At 67.8% G+C, this 22,490-nt stretch carries 22 protein-coding genes; 8 read left to right on the top strand and 14 right to left on the bottom strand.

Annotated elements, in window-relative coordinates; translation table 11 throughout:
- Positions 1–32 precede the first annotated feature (32 nt).
- Positions 33–1,616, bottom strand: coding sequence for a hypothetical protein (locus E7V67_010480; GenBank protein ID WUR15500.1), 1,584 nt, complete (start codon positions 1,614–1,616; stop codon positions 33–35).
- A 201-nt stretch (positions 1,617–1,817) separates the two neighbouring features.
- On the opposite strand from E7V67_010480, the gene E7V67_010475 reads away from it, so the two are divergent.
- Together E7V67_010475 and E7V67_010470 are read left to right on the top strand one after the other, a co-directional pair.
- Entirely contained in the window at positions 1,818–2,648 is an 831-nt protein-coding gene (locus E7V67_010475; GenBank protein WUR15499.1) for a DMT family transporter, read from the top strand.
- A 24-nt stretch (positions 2,649–2,672) separates the two neighbouring features.
- Positions 2,673–3,158 (top strand): GNAT family N-acetyltransferase, encoded by a 486-nt coding sequence (locus tag E7V67_010470; protein WUR15498.1) that lies wholly within the window; start codon positions 2,673–2,675, stop codon positions 3,156–3,158.
- Here the strand turns inward: E7V67_010470 and E7V67_010465 are convergent.
- Positions 3,121–3,612: an Lrp/AsnC ligand binding domain-containing protein gene (locus E7V67_010465; GenBank protein ID WUR15497.1), complete on the bottom strand. Its 492-nt coding sequence runs from the start codon at positions 3,610–3,612 to the stop codon at positions 3,121–3,123. The genes E7V67_010470 and E7V67_010465 overlap by 38 nt on opposite strands.
- A gap of 103 nt (positions 3,613–3,715) precedes the next feature.
- Between E7V67_010465 and E7V67_010460 the strand changes: the two genes are divergently transcribed.
- The 5 genes from E7V67_010460 (at position 3,716) to E7V67_010440 (ending at position 7,700) form a co-directional block, all read left to right on the top strand.
- The gene (locus E7V67_010460) at positions 3,716–4,999 is read left to right on the top strand and encodes a D-amino acid dehydrogenase (protein ID WUR15496.1); all 1,284 of its coding nucleotides are present in this window, start codon (positions 3,716–3,718) and stop codon (positions 4,997–4,999) included.
- 58 nt (positions 5,000–5,057) lie between these two features.
- Positions 5,058–5,891 (top strand): HDOD domain-containing protein, encoded by an 834-nt coding sequence (locus E7V67_010455; protein WUR15495.1) that lies wholly within the window; start codon positions 5,058–5,060, stop codon positions 5,889–5,891.
- Positions 5,892–6,112: 221 nt separating this feature from the next.
- Positions 6,113–6,721 carry a PEP-CTERM sorting domain-containing protein gene (locus tag E7V67_010450; protein ID WUR15494.1) on the top strand — a complete coding sequence of 203 codons (609 nt, stop codon included), beginning with the start codon at positions 6,113–6,115 and terminating at the stop codon, positions 6,719–6,721.
- 153 nt (positions 6,722–6,874) lie between these two features.
- Positions 6,875–7,015: a hypothetical protein gene (locus E7V67_010445; protein ID WUR15493.1), complete on the top strand. Its 141-nt coding sequence runs from the start codon at positions 6,875–6,877 to the stop codon at positions 7,013–7,015.
- 88 nt (positions 7,016–7,103) lie between these two features.
- Positions 7,104–7,700 carry a PEP-CTERM sorting domain-containing protein gene (locus tag E7V67_010440; GenBank protein ID WUR15492.1) on the top strand — a complete coding sequence of 199 codons (597 nt, stop codon included), beginning with the start codon at positions 7,104–7,106 and terminating at the stop codon, positions 7,698–7,700.
- 130 nt (positions 7,701–7,830) lie between these two features.
- Here the strand turns inward: E7V67_010440 and E7V67_010435 are convergent, their stop codons facing one another.
- The 10 genes from E7V67_010435 to E7V67_010390 form a co-directional block, all read right to left on the bottom strand.
- A complete protein-coding gene (locus E7V67_010435) occupies positions 7,831–8,202 on the bottom strand; it encodes a hypothetical protein (protein ID WUR15491.1) in 372 nt (123 codons plus the stop codon).
- Between the two features lie 262 nt (positions 8,203–8,464).
- Complete coding sequence (gene hmpA, locus E7V67_010430; GenBank protein WUR15490.1) at positions 8,465–9,646, bottom strand: NO-inducible flavohemoprotein; 1,182 nt, start codon at positions 9,644–9,646, stop codon at positions 8,465–8,467.
- A 165-nt stretch (positions 9,647–9,811) separates the two neighbouring features.
- Complete coding sequence (locus tag E7V67_010425) at positions 9,812–10,276, bottom strand: Rrf2 family transcriptional regulator (protein ID WUR15489.1); 465 nt, start codon at positions 10,274–10,276, stop codon at positions 9,812–9,814.
- An 83-nt stretch (positions 10,277–10,359) separates the two neighbouring features.
- Positions 10,360–10,593: a hypothetical protein gene (locus tag E7V67_010420; protein ID WUR15488.1), complete on the bottom strand. Its 234-nt coding sequence runs from the start codon at positions 10,591–10,593 to the stop codon at positions 10,360–10,362.
- A gap of 55 nt (positions 10,594–10,648) precedes the next feature.
- Positions 10,649–11,536, bottom strand: a complete 888-nt coding sequence (locus tag E7V67_010415; GenBank protein ID WUR15487.1) for a hypothetical protein — start codon at positions 11,534–11,536, stop codon at positions 10,649–10,651.
- Complete coding sequence (locus tag E7V67_010410; GenBank protein ID WUR15486.1) at positions 11,517–12,488, bottom strand: DUF4424 family protein; 972 nt, start codon at positions 12,486–12,488, stop codon at positions 11,517–11,519. Before E7V67_010410 ends, E7V67_010415 begins: the two co-directional genes overlap by 20 nt.
- Before the next feature lie 55 nt (positions 12,489–12,543).
- Entirely contained in the window at positions 12,544–14,781 is a 2,238-nt protein-coding gene (locus E7V67_010405; GenBank protein ID WUR15485.1) for an ATP-binding protein, read from the bottom strand.
- A 195-nt stretch (positions 14,782–14,976) separates the two neighbouring features.
- The gene (locus tag E7V67_010400) at positions 14,977–17,640 is read right to left on the bottom strand and encodes an EAL domain-containing protein (protein WUR15484.1); all 2,664 of its coding nucleotides are present in this window, start codon (positions 17,638–17,640) and stop codon (positions 14,977–14,979) included.
- Positions 17,637–18,065, bottom strand: coding sequence for a phosphate ABC transporter substrate-binding protein (locus E7V67_010395; protein WUR15483.1), 429 nt, complete (start codon positions 18,063–18,065; stop codon positions 17,637–17,639). Before E7V67_010395 ends, E7V67_010400 begins: the two co-directional genes overlap by 4 nt.
- Positions 18,066–18,076: 11 nt before the next feature.
- Positions 18,077–19,339, bottom strand: coding sequence for a porin (locus tag E7V67_010390; GenBank protein ID WUR15482.1), 1,263 nt, complete (start codon positions 19,337–19,339; stop codon positions 18,077–18,079).
- Between the two features lie 275 nt (positions 19,340–19,614).
- Between E7V67_010390 and E7V67_010385 the strand changes: the two genes are divergently transcribed.
- Entirely contained in the window at positions 19,615–20,031 is a 417-nt protein-coding gene (locus E7V67_010385; GenBank protein WUR15481.1) for an NUDIX domain-containing protein, read from the top strand.
- A gap of 357 nt (positions 20,032–20,388) precedes the next feature.
- On the opposite strand, the gene E7V67_010380 is transcribed toward E7V67_010385, so the two are convergent.
- Both E7V67_010380 and E7V67_010375 read right to left on the bottom strand, forming a co-directional pair.
- Positions 20,389–21,915 (bottom strand): FAD-dependent oxidoreductase, encoded by a 1,527-nt coding sequence (locus E7V67_010380; GenBank protein WUR15480.1) that lies wholly within the window; start codon positions 21,913–21,915, stop codon positions 20,389–20,391.
- A gap of 11 nt (positions 21,916–21,926) precedes the next feature.
- Positions 21,927–22,484 carry a hypothetical protein gene (locus tag E7V67_010375; GenBank protein ID WUR15479.1) on the bottom strand — a complete coding sequence of 186 codons (558 nt, stop codon included), beginning with the start codon at positions 22,482–22,484 and terminating at the stop codon, positions 21,927–21,929.
- Positions 22,485–22,490: the final 6 nt, after the last annotated feature.

The raw sequence follows: 22,490 nt of genomic DNA, 5'->3' as shown, positions 1-22,490 counted from the left end.
ATTGCGTATGTTCGCCACCGCACGAAGGTGGCTCAGGCGGGACGCGCCAGCGCGCCTTCCAGCTGGGCGATCGCCCCGCGCGCCTGGGCGATGACCTTGTCGGCAATGCGCTTGCGCATGCCCTGGATGCGGCCGGCGGCTTCCGCTTCCAGCATCAGCGGCGTCAGCAACTGGCTGGCCGATTCGTAGAACGCCGTGCCGATCCGGTCCAGCTGCACGACGAACGATTCCTCCGCCTCCTTCATGCGCCGGCGCAGCTCTTCCTCGAAGGCGCGGCGCTTGTCGCGGATCTCGTCGCGCTTGCGCTTGTTGCTGTCGGTGGCCCATTTGAACGCACTGGCCAGCAGCACCGCGCCGCCGACGAAGGGCACCACCGGCGCCACGACGGGCACCACGACCGCCACGCCGAACAGGTAGGCCGCGGTGCTGGTGCCGGCGGCGGCCACGGCGCTGCCCATCAGCGTCAGGTTGGCAGCGGTATCGACCGTGTTGACGAGCCGGGTGCCGATACGCAGCCGCGGCATCAGGCGCGCCAGCGCGGCACTGTGTTGACGTTCGAAGGCATTGACCTGGGACAGCCGCATGTCGGCCTGGAACAGCTTGAGGTCGTTGTTGAGCAGGTCGAGCGCCTCCTGCTTGCGCCGCGTGACGCGTTCCAGCCGGGTCTCCATTTCCTGGGCAAACTGCTGGCGGCCGATGCTGGACCAGACCTGCTCGTCCTTCCACTGCTCGTTGTCGAGCCGCTCCGCGATGGCCAGCTCGACGGCGTTGCCGGCGTCGTGCACGGCATCGTCGATGTCCTGCCACAGCACCCGCCGCTCGTACGCGATGCGGGCGTCGATCAGCGCCAGGCGCTGCAGCACCTGCTGGCGCAATTGCTCGGCCGTGGCGGACAGCCCGGCAGCGCCGGCCTCGGCCGGCAGGGGCGCGCCGGCGCTTTCCTCGTAGGTAGCGATGCCCTGGCTGATCGTGGCGACGGCCCGCTGCACGGCGTCACGCAGCTCCTCCTGGCCCATCATGCCGCCGTTGAAGCCGCGCGCATGGTCCAGCAACTCGGTCTGGCCCGTGCTGCGGCCGAAATCGGCGATGGCGTCGACCAGCCCCCTGCCTTTGACCAGCTTGCGCGCCTGCGTGCCCAGGTTGTTCAGCAGGCGGCGTTCCTGCTCCGGCGGCAGCGTGTAGTAGTGCTCGGGCGTCAGGCGGATGCCGAGCGCGCGCGCCACCTTCTGGGCCAGCGGCCGGGCCCGGGTCCCGTGCAGCGCGAGCAGCGGGCGCATCAGCACGAAGGCGCCCTCGCGCGCGGCCATGTCGGCGCTGCCGCTGCTGCGCGCCAATGCGTTCAGCGCCCACTCGACGGTAACGCCGGACTCGATGGCGTTCAGCACCAGCGCGGTGAACACGGCGGAGGCCTTGCCCTCGCCCGCGATATCCGTCACCGCGGCGAACTGGGCGAGCGTGACGGTGCCATCCTCGCCGACGGCGACGGCGCCGACGGCACGCGCCAGCGCCGAGGCGAAGCTCTGGTCGGAGCACAGGTGTTCGTCCAGCGTGCGCAACTTCAATGTCAGGACCGGTGCGGCCGGCGTCAGTTGCGGATGGGAAGTAGCGTCGTTCACGATGGCTCCCGTTTGGAAGAAAAAATGCCGTTCTTGCATTCTAGTGGAAGCGCGGGTCGGCGGAAACTGCCGCGCAGCGGTGCGCGGGGCGCCGGCCGACTTCGCGCCGGTGCGCGCCAGCGTGGGCGTGCCGCACTACAAAAGCGCCGCCCTGGCGCGGAACACTTGTCCTCGATTGCCATTAATGCAACAATCAGGCCCATGTCCATCCTTCTGCTCTCCGTTGTCCTGTGCGCCGCCCTGCTGCATGCCAGCTGGAACGCTGTCGTCAAGGCAGGTCCCGACAAGCTGTTCGGCACCGTGCTGATCGCCACCAGCGCCGCGCTGGTGGCCCTGCCGCTGCTGTGTTTCGTCCGGCCGCCGGCCCCCGCCAGCTGGCCATGGCTGACGGCGTCGGCCGCTTGCCACCTCGTCTATTACCGACTGCTTGCGGCCGCCTACGCACACGGCGACATGAGCCATGCCTACCCGCTGATGCGCGGCGCCGCGCCCTTGTTCGCACTGGCGGCCAGCGCGCCCCTGCTGGGCGAAACGCTGACATCGGCACAGTATGGCGCGGCCCTCGTCATCTGCGGCGGCGTCCTGGCCATGAGCCTGGGCCACGGCCGTGCCGGACGTCGCGCGACCCTCTTTGCGCTGGGCACTGCGCTGACCATTGCCACCTACACGCTGATCGATGGCATCGGCGTGCGCCGCTCCGGCAGCGCGGCCGGCTACACATTGTGGCTGTTCGTGCTGTCGGCGCCGCTGCTGCTGCTGTCCGTGCTGCCGCGCCGGGCCGCGATGCTGGCCTATGCGCGGGCCCACTGGCGCGTGGGCCTGGCCGGGAGCGTGGGCACGGTGCTCGCCTATGGACTGGCGCTGTGGGCGATGACGCGCGCGCCCGTGGCGCTGGTCGCGGCGCTGCGCGAGACGTCGATCCTGTTTGCCACCCTGATCGCGGGTGTGCTGTTGCGCGAGGACATAGGCCGGCGGCGCATGGCCGCGGCCGGCCTGATCGCCTGTGGCGCGGCGGCGATGCGATTTGCCTGATCGTTTTTCTGCCAGGAGGCAACCTTGCTCGTTACGCTGGAACCCGTCACCATCGACAACTTCGAAGACCTGATCGCGCTGCGCCTGCCGCCCAAACAGGATCGCTGGCTGGCGAACAATGCCGAGTCGATCGCGCAGGCGCACTACTATACCGACTGGCGCATGCACGCCATCTATTGCGACGGCACACCGGCCGGCTTCCTGCTGTACGACAGCATGGCGCACGACGAGCCGGGCCACTACGGCATCTACCGCTTCATGGTCGCGCACGAGCGCCAGGGCCGGGGCGTCGGCCGCCGCGCGCTGCGCTTGCTGCTGGACGACCTGCGCGCCCGCCCGGACGCGCGCCGCATCACGATCTGTTACAAGCCGGACAACCTGGCGGCGCGGCGCCTGTACCGGTCCTGTGGATTCGCCGAGATCGGCATCGACGCCGATGGCGAGATGATCGCCGAGATCCGGGTCGCAACCGCTACCCGGGCTCCGTCGCCAGCACCAGCGTTTCCTTGATCTCCTCCATCACCACATAGCTTTTCGACTGCGCGGCGCCGGGCAGGTTCAGCAACATGTCGCCCAACAGCTTGCGGTATTCCGCCATCTCGTGGATGCGCGCCTTGATCAGGTAGTCGAAGTCACCCGACACCAGGTGGCACTCCTGCACCTCGGGAATGCGCAATACCTCGCGGCGGAACTGTTCGAAGTGGCTGGCCGATTTCTGGTTCAGCGTGATCTCGACAAACACCAGCAAGGTCGCGCCGACCGCGGCCGGATTGAGCCGGGCGTGGTAGCCCGTGATGACGCCGTCGCGCTCCATGCGCTTGACCCGCTCGATGGCCGGCGTGATGGACAGACCCACCTGCTCCGACAGGTCCTTCATCGAGATGCGCCCGTCTTCCTGCAGGATGCGCAGGATCTTGCGGTCCAGCTTGTCCAGGGTACGAACGGATTCCTTTTGTGTGCGCATGATTTTTTACTGAATTCCCGATTTTTTATAGTAACAAACACTGCCTGGACCACATTATCATAGTAAAAATCTGCACACAACTATTCTTATATTCGAGGCAAGCATGCGCGTAGTCATTCTCGGTAGCGGCGTCATCGGCGTCACCACGGCTTATTACCTGGCCCGTTCCGGCCATGACGTGACGGTGCTGGACCGGCAGCCCGGTCCGGCCCTGGAAACCAGCTTCGCCAACGCCGGCCAGATTTCGCCCGGTTACGCGTCGCCCTGGGCCGCGCCGGGCATCCCGCTGAAGGCCATGAAATGGATGCTGCAGCGCCACGCGCCGCTGTCCATCACGCCGGACGGCACCTTGTTCCAGCTGCAGTGGATGTGGCAGATGCTGAAGAACTGCAATGCCGACAGCTACGCCGTCAACAAGGAACGCATGGTGCGCCTGGCCGAGTACAGCCGTGACTGCTTCAAGGCGCTGCGCGCCGCCACCGGCATCAGTTATGAAGGCCGGCAGCAAGGCACGACCCAGCTGTTCCGCACCCAGAAGCAGATGGACGACGCGGCCAAGGACATCGAAGTGCTGAAAGAGACCGGGGTGCCGTACGAACTGCTGGGCGCGCGCGAGCTGCTGTCGGCCGAGCCTGGCATCGCGGCCGGACGCCTGGTCGGCGGCCTGCGCCTGCCGAACGACGAAACGGGCGACTGCCAGCTGTTCACGACCAAGCTGACGGCCATGGCCGAGGAGCTGGGCGTCAAGTTCCGCTACAACGTCGACATCACCGGGCTCGTCACGCAGGGCGACGAGATCGGCGGCGTGCGTTGCGGCGCCGAGATCGTCACGGCCGATTCGTATGTCGTCGCGCTGGGCGCCTATTCCACGCCGCTGCTGAAGAATCTGGTGGACATCCCCGTCTACCCGCTGAAGGGCTATTCGATCACGGTGCCGATCGTGGACGCGGCCAAGGCGCCGACGTCGACGATCCTGGACGAGACCTACAAGATCGCCGTGACCCGTTTCGACGAGCGCATCCGCGTGGGCGGGATGGCCGAGATCGCGGGCTACGACAAGCGCCTGAACCCGCGCCGGCGCGAAACGCTGGAAATGGTCGTCAACGACCTGTTCCCCGGCGCCGGCAATACGCTGGATGCCACCTTCTGGACCGGTTTGCGTCCGATGACACCGGATGGCACACCGGTGGTCGGCCGCACCCCGCTGCGCAACCTGTTCATCAACACCGGCCACGGCACCCTGGGCTGGACGATGTCGTGCGGGTCCGCGCAGCTGCTGGCCGACATCATGTCGGCCCGCCGCCCGGCGATCCATGCGGACGACCTGTCCGTGGAACGCTATCGCAGCAAGGACCCGGCGCGCCAGCCGCAGCTGGCGGGCGCCTGAGCGACAGGCACACGGCGCACGTTTGTGTCGCCGTGCCGCCCTGCGTATAATTTTATGCATGAATAAACTGGAAGCCTTCGGGCACATCGCCGCGCTGGCGATACGTGGCGACCTGGTGTTCCCCACCAGCGTCAACGCCGCATTGCGGGTCCAGCTGGCACTGGACGATCCCGACTGCCCGATGGACGAGGCGATCCGCCTCGTGCTGGCCGAGCCCCTGCTGGCCGCGCGCACCGTCGCGCTGTCCAACTCGGCCATGTTCAACCGCGGCGGCGGCACGATCACCAATGTGCGCGCGGCCATCACGCGCATCGGCTACCACAACCTGTACGCGCTGGCGGCGGCAATGGTCGTGCGCCAGTTCGGCAGCAAGATCGGCGACCCGGCGCTGCGCGCCAAGGCCGAGCAGCTGTGGCAGCACACCATCCACGTCGCCTGCCTGGCGCGCCTGATCGCCCGCGACGTGACGGAAGTGAACCAGGATACCGCCCTGTTCGCCGGCATCGTGCACGAGGTCGGCGGCTTTTACCTGCTGTCGCGCGCCGACGAATTCCCCGGCCTGCTGGATCCCGATCCGGACAACTGGCAGCCCGCCAGCGAGGAGATCATCCTGCGCGAAGTCATGCACAAGCTGGGTATTCCCGAGCCGGTCGCCAGCGCCATCGAGGGCCTGCGCGACGGCTTCCTGGGCGTGCCCCCGGAAACGCTGCTCGATACCCTGCTGCTGGCCAATCATTTTTCCCCAGTCCCGTCGCCGCTGGCCACGCCGCGCGAGGCCGTGCCCCAGGCCGACTCCGTGGTCGACCTGTTCATCGACGAGGACATGGCCAAGCGCCTGGTCGAGCAGGCCAAGGCCGATGCCGCCGCGATGAACAGCGCGATGCTGGTGTGAGCCGCCCAGGCAGGGTCGGTTGAAGGCACAGTGCCGCGGACGTCGCGCCTCATCGCGGCCGTCCCGCCGCACTGGGTTCTGACGTACATCAAGGCGATTCCGGCAGTCCGAACGGGGCGGCATGGCTGGACTATATTGATACCAGCCAGACCGCACTCTCGGGTCGGCAGTGCGGCAGGGCCGCACGTCTGCGATATCACGTCCACGCCAGAGGTACCATCATGCAAAAACACCTGATTGCCGCCGCGACCGCGTTGCTCACGCTCTCCTCTGTCCAGGCAGCCCCCATGTATTATGCTTTCGAATGGAAGGGATTCAATTACAGCTACACCACGCCGATCGATCCGGAACCGGTCACGCGCTGGGAGCCCGAAGCCGTCATCAGCGGCTATTTCAAGGCCGATGACGTCAACAGCGATGGCATCATCACGCTTGGCGAGGTGGAGCGATTCAATGCCGGCGAGGGCGAGATGATCGGTTGCCCGGGACGGGATTCGGATATATCCGGCCTGACTGGTTGCGTGATCGAGCACTTCTCCTATGAGACCGGCGGCCCGCTGTCGTTCCGGGCCCGCGCCGAATGGTCCTCTGCCGGCTCGGTTTACCGGGTCTATTACTGGGATATGCCCGAGCACGGTCGAAGCAATTTCAGCAACGATGTGTGCTGTGGCGATTCCTGGCTGAGCGTAACGCAGGACACGAAGTTCACCATGATCGCGTCGGTTCCCGAGCCATCGACGTGGACCATGCTGGCAGCCGGACTGGTGGTCGCAACAGGCGCGGCGCGACGGCGATCGCGCGCATGCGGCCGATCCTGCCCGACGGTTTGAACATACCGTCCGAGCGCCGATGTCCACGGTCTGCGCTTGCTTCCAGGGCGCGCCCTGCCGGGCCGTATTGCCGGGATAGCCCAGCGCATGCTGGCTCAGCACCGTGCCGCCGTCCCCCATGCGTCGCAGCCAGCCGGCATACCATGTCACGGTATGGCCCGCCGAATCGTTACCCTGCTGCTGGCCAATCACTTCTCTGCCGTGGCGTCGCTGCTGGCCACACTGCGCGAGGCCGTTTCCCAGGCCGACTCCGTGGCCGACCTGTTCATCGCCGCATCGACGGCCAAGCGGTGAATAATCCGAGATAATCCATCAGCACCAAAAATAATATATTATCAAGTTCCGTATTTTCATATTAACTATCAATAAAGAAGGAACTAATATGCTGAAAAAACTCCTCGCGGCAGCTGCCGCACTGTCGGCATTGGGTATGGCGAACGCCGCACCGATGTATTACGAATTCGAATGGAAGGGTTTTGACGTGTTCTCGACCAACCCGTGGACCGGCGAGACCAATGGCGGCTGGAGCCCGCTGGCGTCGATCAAAGGTTATTTCAAGGGCGAAGACCTGAACGGTGACAATATCATCGTCCTCAGCGAGATCTCGCGTCTAGGCATCGATGCGGGCGGTTGGCGCCCGAGCGAGCTGATCGGCTGTCCCGATACGGCCTGGAATACCGGCGGCCTGACAAGCTGCTCGATCGGCGCCTTCTCCTATGTCAAGGGCGGTGACCTCACCCTGCAGGCCAGCGGCGAATGGTCCTCCAGCGGCAGCGTCTATAGCTACAGGTCGTGGAGCATGCCGGGCGGCGGTTACCAGCGTACCAGCAATGACGTCTGCTGCGGCAGCTCCTGGGCCAACGCGACGCCGGAGACCACCTTTACCATCACCGCTTCCGTGCCGGAACCGTCGACCTGGGCCATGCTGGGCGCCGGCCTGCTGCTGACAGCCGGCGTGGCGCGGCGTCGCGACCGCTGAGCACTGGCTCCGATCCGATACGGCGCGGCGGTGCGATACGTTCCCGAATCGGCCAACACACAAGGATCTTTCATCTGAAAAGGAGAAGACATGTTAAAAAAGTTGGCTGATCGCCGCTGCCGCGCTTGTACTAGATCCGACTGTCGACGCGGCGCCCCGCTATTATGAATTTCAATGGAAGGGATTCACTGAAACCAGCCCCCCGGATCGGGATTCGGGCGAGCCGCCGGTCACATGGAATCCCGACGCAACGGTCTGGGGTTACTTCAAGGCTGACAACCTCGATGGCGATAACGTCATTTCGCAAAATGAACTGGAGCGTTTCGGCATCATCTTCGGCCGCTCCAGGGTAGTCGAATTGATCGGATGCCCGCAACGCGGCCAGGATACGTACGGCTTTACGGGCTGCCAGATCCATTCCTTCACGTACACCATCGGCGGCGAGTTGGCGTTCGCCGCCAGTTCGGAATACTCGTCTGCCGCATCGGTCCATGAATTCCATTACTGGGACATGCCCACTTATGGGTACGACAATCCCAGCAACGCCATTTGCTGCGGCGATTTCCAGCGGAGACCGACCGTCCAGACGAGGTTCTCCATTACCTCTTCGGTACCAGAACCATCCACCTGCGCAATGCTGGGGGCCGGCCTGCTGCTGAGCGCCGGAGCCGTGCGCCGTCGCCGCCGCGACCGCTGACATGTCGGGCGAGCGGCCGCGTGCCGCCCGCCCATTCGAGGCCCGTGGCCCAGTACGGGCCCGGCGCTCAGTTCAGCGCCGCGGCCGGGCCGAAGAACTCGAAATACGTCTGCGACTCCGGAATGCCGAGCTCGCGCAACAGCTGTTTCACTGCGCGCATGAACGGCGTCGGCCCCAGGAAATACGCTTCCACGTCGCGCGACGCGGGCAGCCAGCCGGCCAGTTTTTCGCGGTCCAGCAGGCCCACCGCATCCGGCACCGGATGACCGTCGCGCGTTTCCGCGTAGATGTAGTGCCGGCGCAGCTGCGGGTGTTGGGCCGCCAGCGCATCCACGTGGTCGCGGAATGCGTGCACGCCGCCATGGCGGGCCGCGTGGATGAAGCGCACCTCGCGTCCGGTGGCCAGCGCCCGGTTCAGCATTGGCAGCGTGGGCGTGATGCCCACACCGCCGCTGATCAGCACGATCGGCTTGGCGCTGTCGCTGAGCGTGAAAGCGCCCGACGGCGGCAGCAGTTCGACCACGTCGCCCACGTCGACGCTGTCATGCAGGTGGTTCGATACCTTGCCGCCCGCTTCGCGCTTGACGCTGATCTGGTAGGTCTGGCCGTTGGGCGCGGCCGACAGCGAATACTGGCGGCGCTGCTCGGCGCCGTCGACCAGCACGCGCAAGCCGATGTACTGGCCTGGCTGGAAATCCATCACGGCGCCGCCGTCTTGCGGGCGCAGCACGAAGCTGGTGATCTCCTCGCTCTCGGCACGCTTCTCGGCCACGACGAAGCGGCGCAGGCCGTTCCAGCCGCCCGGCGCATGGGCCTGGCCTTCATAGGCGGCACGCTCGGCACCGATCAGGATATCGGCCAGCTGGCCATATGCGGCGCCCCACGCTTCCAGCACGGCATCCGTAGCCGTCTCGGCGCCCAGCACTTCGCGGATCGCCTTCAGCAGGCTGGCACCGACCATCGGATAGTGCTCCGGCAGGATATTGAGCGACACGTGCTTGTTGACGATGACGGACACCAGGTCGCCCAGCGCCGCGAGCCGGTCGATGTTTTTCGCGTACATCAGGATGCTGTTGGCCAACGCGCGCGGCTGCCCGCCGTCGTGCTGGTGGGCCTGGTTGAAGTAGGCCTTGACCTCGGGGAAGTCGGCGAACAGCAGCTGGTAGAAATGAGTGGTCAGCGCTTCACCGCCCTGCTCCAGGATGGGAACGGTGGCGGAAACGATGGCGCGGTGTTCGGCAGACAGCATGTGAGACTCCTCGTGATGGCCTGAATTAAACATGCATTCATTTTACATGTTTGAAACGGCTCGTGTCGGGACAAAATGTCTCAGGCGCTTACAGTCGAGCGCGTGTCAGCTTTGGGGTCAGGCACCAAAGCTGACACAGCCCCGGCAGTGCGCCGGGCAAGCGGGTTACTTGAGCAGGCGATGCAGCACGACGGGCTGCTCGTGCAGGGCCTGGCCCATCGCGCTGCGCGGACGCGGCAGCACATCGGCCAGCGTAACGCCGTCCAGCACGGTAAGGAAGGCGCGCATGGCCTCGCCCAGCTTGTGCTGCAGCGCGCAGGCGCCAGTGAAGATGCAATCGTGGCGGGACTGGTCGAAGCACTCGGCAATGAAAAAGTCCGGCTCGCTCTGGCGCACCACGGCGCCGATATTGATGTCTTCCGGCTCGCGCGCCAGCCGCAGGCCGCCATTGCGGCCGCGTACGGTCTCGACGAGGCCGCTGGCACCCAACTGGTGGATCACCTTGGTCAGGTGGTTCTTGGAGATCTTGTGCAGGTCGGCGATGTCCTGGATCGTGGCCAGGCGATCGCGGTTCATTCCCAGGTAGATCAGGGAACGCAGCGTGTAATCGGTAAAGGAAGTCAGTCTCATCGGGAGGCATGGTGGCACGGCGGCAGCGCCGCCCGCAGCCATTATAGCCGGCGGCTTCCTTGCGTGGCAGCGACCGGCCTGCGTCAGCCTGCTTCGTGACGGGCCGCGTAGTCGTCGCGCACGTGCTGCGAAATGTAGGTGGACAATCCTCGCCCGGCCAGCGCCAGCCGTTTCATCGCCTCGACGTGGGTACGGCCCGGCCTCGCATAGGTGTAGTCATACACGTCGCCGCCGACGAACTTGACGGCGATCGCCGTGTCGCGGATGTCGTAGGCCAGCACGCCCGAGTGGCCTTCCAGGTTGCGATAGCGTTTCATGGCCGCAGTATGCCAGGGGCGCCGCCGGCGCAGCGCACGCCGCGCGGCGCGCCGATCAAGGCCGCGGCAGGCGCCGTTGCCCCTCCAGCCAACCGACGGGGAGCCGCGCCAGCAAGGGGTCGCCGGGCGGCACATTGCGCCAGTGGCGGCCGCCGTCGGCGGAGTGCACCAGCAATGGGTCGCGCTCCAGGTCGGCGTCGTGGATTCCCGCCAGCCAGATTTCCCGGGCGTCCACGGCATAGCTGCTGACCAGGCTGGACAGGCCTTGCGGCAGCGGCACGGGCCGCCAGTGACGGCCGTCGCGCGAGCGCAGCAGGGTCTGCTCGATCGATCCCGTGATCCACCAGCCGGCGCCGGGCGAATGGTTCAGTTCCACCAGCAGGTCGGGATTGCCCAGCGGCGTGGCGCGCAGCCGACAGCGTTCGATGTCGATCGCCGTCGCCATATACCGCGTGTCACGCGTGTCCCATCCCAGCCAGCTGGCCAGGGCCACCAGCCCGGTCGCCGACGGCACGAACTTCACATTGCCGTCATGCAGGGCCGCGGCTGCCGTCTTGCCGTCACCCAGGCCCAGCGCCGCCGGCCGTACCGTGCAGCCGGCCTTGCCGCGACGGATGCGGTAGCCCTGCCCGCGCACCGTCACCGAGACCCCGTGCGGCAGCGCCAAGGTGACGCCGGCGTGCCGCGTAACGCGGCCACTGGCCGCGTCGACGACGGCCGCGCCCGCGTGCAGGCGGCCCCTGCTGTCCAGCACGAGTGGCGGCCAGTACCGTCCACTGCCCAGCGCGGCCAGCGCGACGGGTTCGCTCGCCCGCACGATCAGGCCATCGTCCCGCTCGGTCACCCTGAGCTTACCGAGGCGGAAATCGTCCGCCCGGGCCGCCCCGCTCCACGCCAGTGCCAGCAGCAGCGCCGGCAGTGCGTTAATCGCCCGCGAGCGCATGCGCCTCACCCGGACCGACCACGGAAATGACCAGGAAGCTGAGCGTCGCATCGACAGGTGCGACCGTGCCTGCCAGTGCGTTGCCCGCTTGGGCTGACAGGCCGCAGCCCAGCGTCGCCACCGGCCTGGCGCCCTGCCAGTTGGGCGCCGGCTGGTGAACGGCGACCTCGACGTCGCCCAGCATGCTGTAGTCCAGCGGGACATCGTAGCGCTCGACCAGCACGGCGGCGGCGCCCGGGTCGGCCGCGTCGATCGCCCGCCGCACGTCGCTGGCGGCGCCGCAGAACTGCGCGACCTGCCGGTCGAGCTCCACCGACGGGCTCAGCGCAAGGTTGAAGCGCGGCAGCGCGCGGTAACGTACTTCCTGCACCATGCTGGCGCCGGCGGCGAGCGTGCTGCGCCAGGCGTAGGTCACGGTGCTGCGCCACTGGTCCGCATTGACCCGCAGATGGGGCGGCAGGCGGGCCAGCTGGCGCGGCGCCGCCGCGTCCGGACGCAGCGCATCGATGCCGGCACGCGCCAGCTGGCGCGTGATGTCGCGCCCCTGGAAGTAGGTCGTCGCCGCACGGCGCAGCCGTACCGGCCGGCCTTGCACCAGGACCGCCAGCTCGGCGAATCGCTTGTCGGCGTGCTCTTCGGCGATACCCAGTTGGCCCACGATGGGCGTGGCGGCATAGAAGGCGGCGGTTTGCGCTGCCGCGCTGTCGTTGCGCAGCAGGTTCGTGATCGTGACCGCGCGACCGTCGAGCCGGACGGCCGTACGCGCCACTGTCAGCGGGCCGATTTGCGCGGCAAGCGCCAGCGGTACGCCAAGCTCGTGCTCGAAACCCCATGCGATGGGGCAGGCAGCCGCGCCCAGCGCACCGACGAGCAACCAGCCACCGGTGCGCCGCGGCGCAACGCGCGCCGGCCTGGCACAAGCCGGCGCAGCGGACAGGAAGGGCAATATCACAAGGCGATCGGCATGAAAAGGCAGCATCTTACTATGCCAGCAACGCCACCCGGCATTATGCCGAGGTAGCCGCCTCACCGACCTGCCGGGCTTGCCCGGTCAGCACGCCCAGCAGGTTGACCAGCTTGGCCGTGTCCATCGGCTTGACGAAATAATGGTCGAAGCCGGCGGCGATGGCCTTTTCCTGGTCTTCCTTGCGGCCGTAGCCGGTGACGGCGATCAGGTGCGCGCCGGCGGTCTGCGGCAGCGCCCGCAGACGCGTGGCCAGCTCGTTGCCGTCCATGTCGGGCAGGCCGATATCGAGGAAGCACACCTGCGGCCGGCCCGCCGCGGCCATGGCCAGCGCATCGGCGGCGCGGTAGGCGACCATCACCTCGTGCCCGGCCGCTTCCAGGAACAGGGCCAGTGTCTGCGCCGCATCGGCGTTGTCGTCCACGACGAGGCAGCGCAGCCGGCCCGGCCGGGCCAGCGCGTCGTCGGCCGGGGCGACGGCGACGGCCGGCGCCACCAGCTCGTGCCACGGCAGCTCGACGGTAAACGTGCTGCCGCGCTCCAGGCCGGCACTTTCCGCGCGCACGCTGCCGCCGTGCAGCAGCACCAGCGTGCGCGCCAGCGCCAGCCCCAGGCCCAGGCCGCCCTGCGAACGGTCGGACGTGCGCTCGGCCTGCGTGAACAGCTCGAACACGCGCGCCACCAGCTCGGGCGCCATGCCGATCCCGTCGTCGCTCACCGTCAGGCGCACGATGCTGTCGTCGCGGACGACGGCGACACGCACATGGCCGTATTCGGGCGTATACTTGGCCGCGTTGTTGAGCAGGTTGGCCACCACCTGCACCATGCGCTTGTGATCGGCGTCGATGCCGACCGGCACCTGCGGCAGGCTCAGTTCGAGCTGCTGGCGGCGGCTCTTGAACAGCGGGTAGGCCTGCTCCACCGCGTCCTCGACCACGCCGCGCAGGTCGAGCGGCTGGCGATTGAGCTTGACCAGGCCGCGCGTCACACGCGAGACGTCCAGCAGGTCGTCGATCAGGCGCGTCATGTGCTCGACCTGGCGCGCGATGATGTCGGCCGTGCGCGCCACCGCAGGGTTGTCGCCCTGGGTCAGCTTCAACACCTGGGCGCCCGCGCTGATGGGTGCCAGCGGATTGCGCAGCTCGTGCGCCAGCATCGCCAGGAACTCGTCCTTGCGCCGGTCGGCTGCCTGCAGCGAGGCGGAGGCCGCATCGCGTTCCAGATCCTTCTTCTGCAGCGCCTGCGCCATCTCGTCCAGCGAGCGGGCCAGGTCGCTGATCTCCTCGTTCTCGTAGCGCATGCCGGTGCGCGTCTCGAGCGAACCGGAAGCGATGCGGTTGGCCGTACGCGCCAGCGCCTGCACGCGCCGCACGATCAGCACGTCGCCGCCGAACCAGGCCGCCAGCAGCGCCAGCGTGATCGTGGCGACCAGGCCGACGATGGCGATCAGCTGGTCGCGCGTGGCCGCCGCCACGATCTCCTGGTAGGGGATGCCGATCATCACCGTGTAGTCCGACACTTCGTGGCTGCCGACCCGGGCGAACGCGTACAGGCGCTGGACGCCGTCGGCATCCGCCAGCACGACGGGTACCTTCGGCCGCTGCGCCAGCGCGGCATGCAGCGGCGCCGGTACCTTCTTGCCGAACCACGGCCCCGGGTCCGGCCGGCGCGAGATGATGGTGCCGTTGGCATCGGCCGTCCACAGCACGGAGCCGGGCGACAGCTTCACGTCCAGCACGAACTTGTCCAGCTCTGCCAGGTCGAGTGCCGCGAACAGCACGGCCACGACGTCGTCGCCATGCGTGACGGGATAGGTCAGGTTGACCGTGTGCTTGCCGATCACGCGGCCGAACACGTAGTTGCCGGCCACGAAACGGCGTTCCGTGATGGCGCGGCGGAAGTGCGGCCGGTCGGCCAGGTTGACCGGCGTGGCGGATGAGACGGCGCTGCAGGTGACGTCGCCGTTCAGGCGGATCAAGCCGAAATTGGCATAGTCGGTGTTCTTGGCGAGGATATCGGACAGCAGCACGCTGCAATCGTTCGGGTCGCCCAGCAGGTCGGGCACGCTCGACAGGTCGCGCAGGATCTGGCGCGCGCCTTCGATCGACTGGGCCTCGTTGGCGGCGGCCAGGTTGGCCACCCGCTGCAGGTTCTCGCGCGCCACCTCGATCGCGTGTTCGCGCTCGCGCACGCCGGTCAGCACCGTCATCGCGGCCATCGGCGTGATGGCCAGCGCCACCAGCAGGATCAGGCGGCCGCGCAGGCTGTTCAGGCGCGGCACGTCACCGCCCCCACCGGCCGGCCGATGGCGCGGCGCTAGGGGGCCCGGCGGGTCGCCGGATGATGGTTCGGTTCAGCATGGCGCGCTTGTCCTCGTGATTGGAGTCGGCTCATCGATTGTAGCAGCAGCGCTCGACTCGAGTACGGTCGCTATCGTACCGCACGCCGTCATGGTGGCAAAGTGCAAGCTTTGCATTCAGGCCGCCGCGGCGGGTGGCAGCACCAGCGCCGGAACCTCGTCCGCCGCGACCGGGCGGCTGAACAGGTAGCCCTGCATCTCGTCGCAACCGTACTGCACCAGGAAGGCGCGCTGCTGTTCCGTCTCGACGCCTTCGGCGATCACGCGCATCTGCAGCTGGTGCGACAGCGAGATGATGGCCCGGGCGATGGCCTGGTCGTCCGGGCTGTGGGCCAGGTCGTGCACGAACGACTTGTCGATCTTCAGGCGGCTGATCGGGAATGACTTCAACGCGGCCAGGCTGGAATAGCCGGTGCCGAAATCGTCGATCGACAGCGCGACGCCCATCGCCTCCAGTTCGCGCATCTTGTCCACCGCCTGCTGCACATCGCGCATGATCAGGCTTTCCGTTACTTCCAGTTCCAGCCAGCGCGCCTCCAGCCCGGCGTCGCGCAGCGCGTCCGCCACCCGCGTCACGAGGCGCCGGTCGTCGAACTGGCGCGGCGACACGTTGACCGACACCACCAGCGGCGGCAGCCCGGCGTCCTGCCAGCGGCGCGCCTGGCGGCAGGCCTCGCGCAGCACCCACTCGCCGATCGCGACGATGCTGCCGCTCTCCTCGGCCAGCGGTATGAAGTGGTCCGGCCGCACCATGCCGCGCTCCGGATGCTGCCAGCGCAGCAGCGCCTCGACCCCGAACACGGCGCCGCTGGCCAGGTCCACCTTGGGCTGATAGACCAGGCGCAGCTGCTCATCGTCGACGGCCTTGCGCAGCCCCTCCATCAGCGCCAGCTTCTCTTCCAGCGAGGCGTTCATCTCCTGCGCGTAGAACTGCACGTTGTTCTTGCCGAGTTCCTTGGCGCGGTACATCGCGGCATCCGCGTTCATCAGCAGCGTGCCGCCGTCGTTGCCGTCGCGCGGGTACATGGCCACGCCGATCGAGCAGCTGACCTGGACCTCCTGCCCTTCCAGCGCGACCGGCCGTACCACCGCCGCCAGCACCTTTTCGAGCAGCGCCGCCGCCTCGATGCCGCCGCTGTCGATGCCCTGCGGCTGCGGCAGCACCAGCACGAACTCGTCGCCACCGAAGCGGCCCACCGTGTCGCTGCGGCGCAGGCAGTCCACCATGCGGCTGGCCACCACCTTGAGCAGCTCGTCGCCGGCCGCATGACCGAGGCTGTCGTTGACCAGCTTGAAGCTGTCCAGGTCGACGAATGCCACCAGCAGCTGGTGCTTCTCGCGCTCGGCCAGCAGGATCGCCTGCTCCAGGCGGTCGCCGATCAGGCTGCGGTTCGGCAGGCCCGTCAGCGTATCGTGGTGCGCCATGTGGACGATGCGCGCCTCGTCGCGCTTGCGTTCGGAGATGTCGCGCACGATCGCCACCAGGCCGCCCTCGACGCCGACGATCTGCCAGTACATCCACTCGGCCTTGAACTCCGGCATCTCGTTGCGCCACTCTTCCTGGTGCGTGCCGCCCGCCACCATGATCTGTGCCAGCCGCGCGAACATGCCGTTGTCGCGCGCCTGCGGCAGCCACTGGCACAGCGTGTGGCTGCGCAGCTCCTCCTTGCTGCGGCCCGTCATCTGTTCGGCGCGGCTGTTGGCCGAGGCGATGCGGAAGTCGACGATGGCGCCGCCGCCGTCGCGCACCGCGCGCAGCACGAAGAAGGCGTCCAGGTTCGCTTCCGACGCGGCCGCGTAGGTCTCCTGCGCGCGGCGGATGCGCGCGCGCGCCTTGGCGCCCTGCCACGACCAGATCCACAGCACCGCCATGACGAATACGGTGGCGGCCGAAGCCAGGCCAGCCTCCCACAGGTACTTGCGGCGCTGCCGCTCGAAAGCGGCCAGCTGTTCCACCTCGGCCAGGCCGACCAGTACCGTCAGGTTGTAGTTGCGCAGCGTGCGCGCCGCCGTGTAGCGGCGCACGCCGTCCAGCCGGCCCGGCCACGGCTGCGCCTGTGGATGGCGCCACAGCTCCAGGTCGATGCGCTGGCCCCAGCTGCTGTGCTCACCGATGCGCACCGTGCGCGCCAGGCTGTCGCTGCCGACGAGGGCGACCATGCCCAGATCGCCCTGACGCGAGCGTTCGTAGCCGCTGGTGAAATAGGTCGGATCGACCTCCAGGATGACGATGCCGGCGAACCTGCCGTCGCGATCGTTCAGGCGGCGCGTGAAATGCAGGTGCCAGTCGTCGCGCGCGGCGTCGCGCATCGCCTCGGAGGTGTACAGGTTGTCGGCACGGCTGTCGCGTTGGGCCGCGAAATAGCGTTCCCCCGCCACTGAATGCAGGGACGAGCGCGGGCTGCTGGCGACGATGTGGCCGTTCGCATCGGCGATGCTGACGGCAAACACTACGCCCGGCGGCAACAGGCCCTGCTCGGCCAGCTCCGGCAGCGCGCCCGCGGTGCCCTTGCGCTCGACGGCATACTTGATCACCTTCAGCGTCTGGTCGATGCCGTTCAGGTTGCGCACCACCTGCGCCTCGTAGATTTCCATCAGCTCCTGCACGGAATCGCGTGCGGCCCCCTGCGCGGCGATGCGGTCGTTGCCGATGAAGTGGAAGGCGGCGCCCCAGATCACGCCCAGCAACAGCAGCGCGAACAGCGGCAGCGACACATAGGTCTCGAGACCCAGGCGCAGCCAGCGCAGGCCGACCAGCCGGGCTTTGGCGGCGCGCATCATTTCAGCACCAGCACGGGACGCACGGACGGGTCGAGCGCGGCGCGCTCGATGTAGCCGATCATGCCGGGGTTGTCGGCCACCAGCCGGCGCACCGCCGCGCTGTTGGGCGCCTCGCGCGGTGGCTGGCCGCGGCCGGTGAAGATCATCTTGGTCCAGTAGGCCTTCATCAGGGCCGGCGAGCGGTTCGCCACTTTCTGGTAGAACTCGTCGCGCAGCGGCGAACCGACGCCCTGGTCCACCGCCACGGCCTCGCCGCCGTCGGGGAAGCTGCTGGCCTCGGCCAGGAAGATGCCGGCCACCTGGTCCTGGCGCAACGTCGTGACGGCCGCGCGTGCGGACACGATCACCACCAGTTCGGCCGCATCGGCGGCGCCGCCGGTGAGGCCACCCAGCAGCAGCGCTGCGAAGAGAGTCGATTTCAGCATGCGCCCTCCCCTCAAAACACGAAGTCGAGCGACGCGCTGAACACGCGGAAGGCACGGTCGGACCGGAAGCCCGGCTGCACATTGACGAGCGTTCCCACCGAGTCCTTGTGCGGCTTGGCGCTGTCGAACTGCAGCTTGACGGCGTAGTTCGGCGCCACGTCCCAGCGCAGGCCCACGCTGGCGCTGCTCTGGTCCGGCACCTCGCGCAGGAAATCGTTCAGCACGGCATTGGCCTGGCCGGCCAGCGCCGCCGCCGGCGGCGGCAGGTGGGCGGTGGCCAGGCCTTCCACCCGGGTGGCCATGTTGGCGCGCACGTGACTGAGGGTCGCGAACGGCGTCAGCGCGCCGAAGCGGTAGCCGCCGCTGACATAGGTTCCGGTCTGATCGCCCAGCATCGAGCGGGTGTTGACGCGTCCGATTTCGCCTTGCACGAACCAGTTGCCCGGATCGTAGTTGAACCCGGCCGCGAACACGTTGGTGCGGCGCGAGCGCACGTCGTAGCGCTCGGTCAGCGCCCGGCCCTGCGGGCCGAACCGGTCCAGCACGTCGAACAGCTCGCCGCCGTTCGGCACCTCGAGCCGGGCCTGGGATAGCGAGACGCCCAAGGTCAGCGCGCCCAGCGCGGCCGTCTGGTTGATGCCGCCATGGCGGGCGCGCGCCGTGAAGTCGCGCGCCAGATGGATGCGGGTGCCGCCGACGAACGCCTGCGTGGTCAGGCGCACGGCGCCGGTATGCCAGCGATAGGTGGCATCGACGCCATCGCTGTTGGTGATCGGCATGGTGCTGTACAGCTCCACGGGCGGTCGGACCCACGGCAGCGCGAAGCTGGCCTTGCGGTAGTCCGCCGCCAGGAACATCGGTGCGGCGATCCGGCCCACCCGGATCGACAGGTCGGGCGTGGCCTGGTATTTCACGTTGGCCCACTCCACGTGCGGCTGGAACCCGGCCGTCACGGTGCGTTCCGAGATGACCTGGATCACACCGGACCAGCGCTTGTCGAGCTGCACCGCCAGTTGCGCGCCCAGGCGGCTGTCGACATCGAAGGCCCAGTCGCGCGTGTGGCCGGCCTGGCCGGGCGAGAGCGGGGTGGCGGCGTAGTCGGCGAACTTTTCGCTGCTGTGCACTGCCCCGACGGTGCCGAAGCCGCCGAATGTCCACTTGGGTCCGCTCTGCGCGAAGGCGGCGCCGGGTAACGCGACCGCGACGGCGAGCAGGCACGCGGCGGCGCGCGCGCGGCGATGACGATGACAGACTGGGCGGCAGCTGCGTGGCATGTGCAAGATCCGATGACGATTGAAAGAACGCCGCGCCGGCCAATGGGCGGCAAGCGGAACAGACATAGGCGAGCATCAGCTCGCATGGGTTGCCGGAATGGCGGGGGCACGAGGGCGGGGTGCCACCAGGCGTACAACTTTACCCAAAGCAACAGTAACTGTCGATAAGTTTCCGCAAGGAACTTTACGCGGATCAACAGAAACAACAGTCGGGCGCTGTCCGCGCCGGCACTGCCCTACAATGCTTGCTGCTGTCTTGTAAAGAGGATGAGAATTTGGAAACGTCGTGCGGAACCCTGGTCGTCAACGGCGCTGGCCTGTTGCTGCTGTGTCATGTGACGGGCACGGCCCACTGGGACATCCCGAAAGGCCTGCTGGACGCGGGCGAAACGCCGCTGCAGGCCGCCGCGCGCGAGCTGTTCGAGGAAGCGGGCGTGGTGTTCGACCTGGACCGTTATGTCGACCTGGGCGTGTTCGACTATCGCCGCGACAAGCGCCTGCACCTGTTCCGGGTGGACGCTGGCGACGAGCTGGGCGACCTGTCGGCCCTGCGCTGCACCAGCTTCTTTGCGCACCGGATCACGGGCAAGCCGACGCCCGAGGCGGACGGCTACCGCTGGGCGACGGCGGACGAGGTGCGCAACCTGTGCTGGCCGCGGATGGCGGAGCGCCTGCTGGCGATCGGATGGTAGAAGACGACACCCCTGGCACTGGGTCTGTCCCTGAGGGAGCGCAGCAGGGCTTGCGAGCATCAGCGCTGCTTGCCTGCGGCGCGGTGCCGGTCTGCCAACCGGCACCATACCCCGAAGTTTGCAGAGCACCGACGAACTTCAGGGTCAGTCCCTAATGCCGCTAAGTTAAGGGTGTCAGACTCACTGGGCCGCAGGCGTATCCCTCAACCCCAGGTCCAAAACCGGGGTCAGACCCGCCGGGTCTGACCCCAGCTCTCCGCTTTTGGGTGGAAAGACGTCTGCGGCCGGCTGATAAATTTCCTTAACTTAGCGGCATTAGGGTCAGTCCCGGAGGGCCAGACCCTGGCGACAGCAATGCTATTTGCTCTCGAGGCGTGCCAGTGGCGCCGCCGACGGCCCGTGCAGCACCTTGCCCTCGATGTCGAAGCGCGAGCCATGGCATGGGCAGTCCCATGACTTCTCGCCCGAGTTCCAGTGCACCGCGCAGCCCATGTGCGGGCAGGCGGCCGACAGGAAGGTCAGCTTGCCGTCGTCGGCCCGGTGCACCGCCATCAGCTTCAGGCCGTCGCGGATCAACGCGCCCTCCCCCGGCGGAATGCGGTCCGGCGCGCTGACTTCGCCGCCCTGCAGCCAGTCGGCATACTGCGCCAGGGTATTGGCCTGTTCCAGCATGAATTCGCCCAGGCTGCGCACCGGCTTGCGCGCCGGGTTGTACAGCGGCACCCAGGGGTTGGTGCGGTCCTGGATCAGGTCCGTCACCAGCATCGCGCCGGCCGTGCAATGCGTCATGCCGTTGCCGGAGTCGCCCGTGATCAGGTACACCTCGCCCTTCTCGCCTGGCGCACGACCCAGGTAGGCGACGCCGTCCGCCGGTTCCATCACCTCGCCCGACCAGCGATACGCCACTTCCTGTGCCTGCGGGAAGCGCTGGCGGGTCCAGGCCTCGATCTCGTCATAGCGGTGCCGCGGCGTGCCGTCCTGCCCCACCTTGTGGTCCTGGCCACCCACCACGAGGATGTCGTACGGCTGCTCGTCATGCTGCGCGTCCAACCTCACATAATAATAAGGGTCGCCCGTGTCCCACAGCAGGAACGGCTGCAGCGCGCCGCGCGGCACCTTCAGGCCCACCACGTAGCTGTGGTAACCCGTCACCTTGGTATGCATGACGACGCGCGTATTGAACGGCGTATTGGTCGCGACCACGACGGCGCGGGCGCGGATATTGCCCCGCTCCGTCGTCACCGTGATGCCGTCCGCGCTGCTGGACAGTTCGCGCGCGCGGGTGCCGCCGTACACCTGGCCGCCCAGGCGCTTGACCGCGCGCAGCAGGCCGGCCAGGTATTTGACCGGATGGAACTGGGCCTGGCGATGGAAGCACAACGCCGGCCCCGTGTCCCACTCCAGCCCTGGCACGCGCGGCAGGCGCGCCACGTCCACGCCCAGCTTGACGGCAGCCGCATGCTCCTTGTCGATGACTTCGGCGCCGCCCGGGCCGGCCGGCACCAGGTAACCTTCCAGCCGGCGAAAATCGCAGGTGATCTGCTCGCTCTGCACGATGCTCTCGACCAGGTCGGTGGCCTGCTCGTAGCTGGCACGCAGCATGGCCGCCTTGTCGTCGCCGAAACGGCGCGCGATTTCAAAGTAGCGCTCGTCCGGCGGAAAGAAGTGGGCCGTGGTGCGGCCGGTCTCGCCGGCGCCCACGTCGAGCGCGTCGATCAGCAGCACGGAGCGGCCTTCCTTCAGCAGCAGATAGGCCGCCGTCAGGCCCGCGATGCCGCCGCCGACCACGCACACGTCGGCCTGGGTATCGCCGGGCAGCGGCGGGTTGGACGGCACCTGGGCCGTGGCGGTCCACAACGACGGCGTGGCGGCGTTGGTCTGCATGGCCGCCACCGTCAGCGCTCGCTGCGACGTTTCAGCAGGTAGTAGCCGACCCCGGCCACGGCCGCCGCCACCGCCACCTTCTTCGCCAGGCCGACGCGGTTGTGCTCCCACTCCGCCTTGATGCCCATCTCGGCAAAGATGTTCGGCACGTGCCCGCGCGCGAGGTCCTCGGCGAGCCCCTCGACGACGTTGACGCGGTCCGCCAGCAGCAACAGCAGCCAGTGGCGGACGTCGTTTTCCGTACTCCTGAAGGCGGCCCGGCGCAGCATGCCGGACAACCCCGACGGCGGCTGCGGGCTGCCGAACAGCGGCGTCATGTGCGGCCGCTCGGGCGACACCAGCACCTCGACGTGCTGCGGCTGCTGGTCGGGCTGGGTCAGCGGCGCATCCAGGCGCTGCGGCATCCGCTCCATCGGATAGGCGGGACGGTTCTTGCGGTCCAGGTCCGCGCCCCAGCCCTGGATGGCCGAGCGGTCCACCGGCGGACGACCGTGCTGGAACACGGCCAGGTCGTTGCGGCCGTGACCGTGCTCATGGTCGTGGCCGTGCTCATGGGTGTGATGGCTCATGCGATC

Source organism: [Empedobacter] haloabium, assembly GCA_008011715.2.
Taxonomy (GTDB): domain Bacteria; phylum Pseudomonadota; class Gammaproteobacteria; order Burkholderiales; family Burkholderiaceae_D; genus Rugamonas; species Rugamonas haloabia.
Note: the sequence above shows the minus strand (reverse complement) of the source record. Positions and strands in the feature narration are given on the sequence as shown.

What these genes read in the sequence shown, in the direction of transcription:
- E7V67_010435 (WUR15491.1), bottom strand. Translation starts at nt 8,202, where the DNA reads ATGGAATTCATGGACCGATGCGGCAGACGAGTATTCCGAACTGGCGGC.
- E7V67_010465 (WUR15497.1), bottom strand. Translation starts at nt 3,612, where the DNA reads ATGCGCACACAAAAGGAATCCGTTCGTACCCTGGACAAGCTGGACCGC.
- E7V67_010390 (WUR15482.1), bottom strand. Translation starts at nt 19,339, where the DNA reads ATGCCACGCAGCTGCCGCCCAGTCTGTCATCGTCATCGCCGCGCGCGC.
- E7V67_010375 (WUR15479.1), bottom strand. Translation starts at nt 22,484, where the DNA reads ATGAGCCATCACACCCATGAGCACGGCCACGACCATGAGCACGGTCAC.
- E7V67_010455 (WUR15495.1), top strand. Translation starts at nt 5,058, where the DNA reads ATGAATAAACTGGAAGCCTTCGGGCACATCGCCGCGCTGGCGATACGT.
- E7V67_010460 (WUR15496.1), top strand. Translation starts at nt 3,716, where the DNA reads ATGCGCGTAGTCATTCTCGGTAGCGGCGTCATCGGCGTCACCACGGCT.
- hmpA (WUR15490.1), bottom strand. Translation starts at nt 9,646, where the DNA reads ATGCTGTCTGCCGAACACCGCGCCATCGTTTCCGCCACCGTTCCCATC.
- E7V67_010450 (WUR15494.1), top strand. Translation starts at nt 6,113, where the DNA reads ATGCAAAAACACCTGATTGCCGCCGCGACCGCGTTGCTCACGCTCTCC.
- E7V67_010415 (WUR15487.1), bottom strand. Translation starts at nt 11,536, where the DNA reads ATGCGCTCGCGGGCGATTAACGCACTGCCGGCGCTGCTGCTGGCACTG.
- E7V67_010440 (WUR15492.1), top strand. Translation starts at nt 7,104, where the DNA reads ATGCTGAAAAAACTCCTCGCGGCAGCTGCCGCACTGTCGGCATTGGGT.
- E7V67_010445 (WUR15493.1), top strand. Translation starts at nt 6,875, where the DNA reads ATGGCCCGCCGAATCGTTACCCTGCTGCTGGCCAATCACTTCTCTGCC.
- E7V67_010400 (WUR15484.1), bottom strand. Translation starts at nt 17,640, where the DNA reads ATGATGCGCGCCGCCAAAGCCCGGCTGGTCGGCCTGCGCTGGCTGCGC.
- E7V67_010380 (WUR15480.1), bottom strand. Translation starts at nt 21,915, where the DNA reads ATGCAGACCAACGCCGCCACGCCGTCGTTGTGGACCGCCACGGCCCAG.
- E7V67_010420 (WUR15488.1), bottom strand. Translation starts at nt 10,593, where the DNA reads ATGAAACGCTATCGCAACCTGGAAGGCCACTCGGGCGTGCTGGCCTAC.
- E7V67_010475 (WUR15499.1), top strand. Translation starts at nt 1,818, where the DNA reads ATGTCCATCCTTCTGCTCTCCGTTGTCCTGTGCGCCGCCCTGCTGCAT.
- E7V67_010425 (WUR15489.1), bottom strand. Translation starts at nt 10,276, where the DNA reads ATGAGACTGACTTCCTTTACCGATTACACGCTGCGTTCCCTGATCTAC.
- E7V67_010395 (WUR15483.1), bottom strand. Translation starts at nt 18,065, where the DNA reads ATGCTGAAATCGACTCTCTTCGCAGCGCTGCTGCTGGGTGGCCTCACC.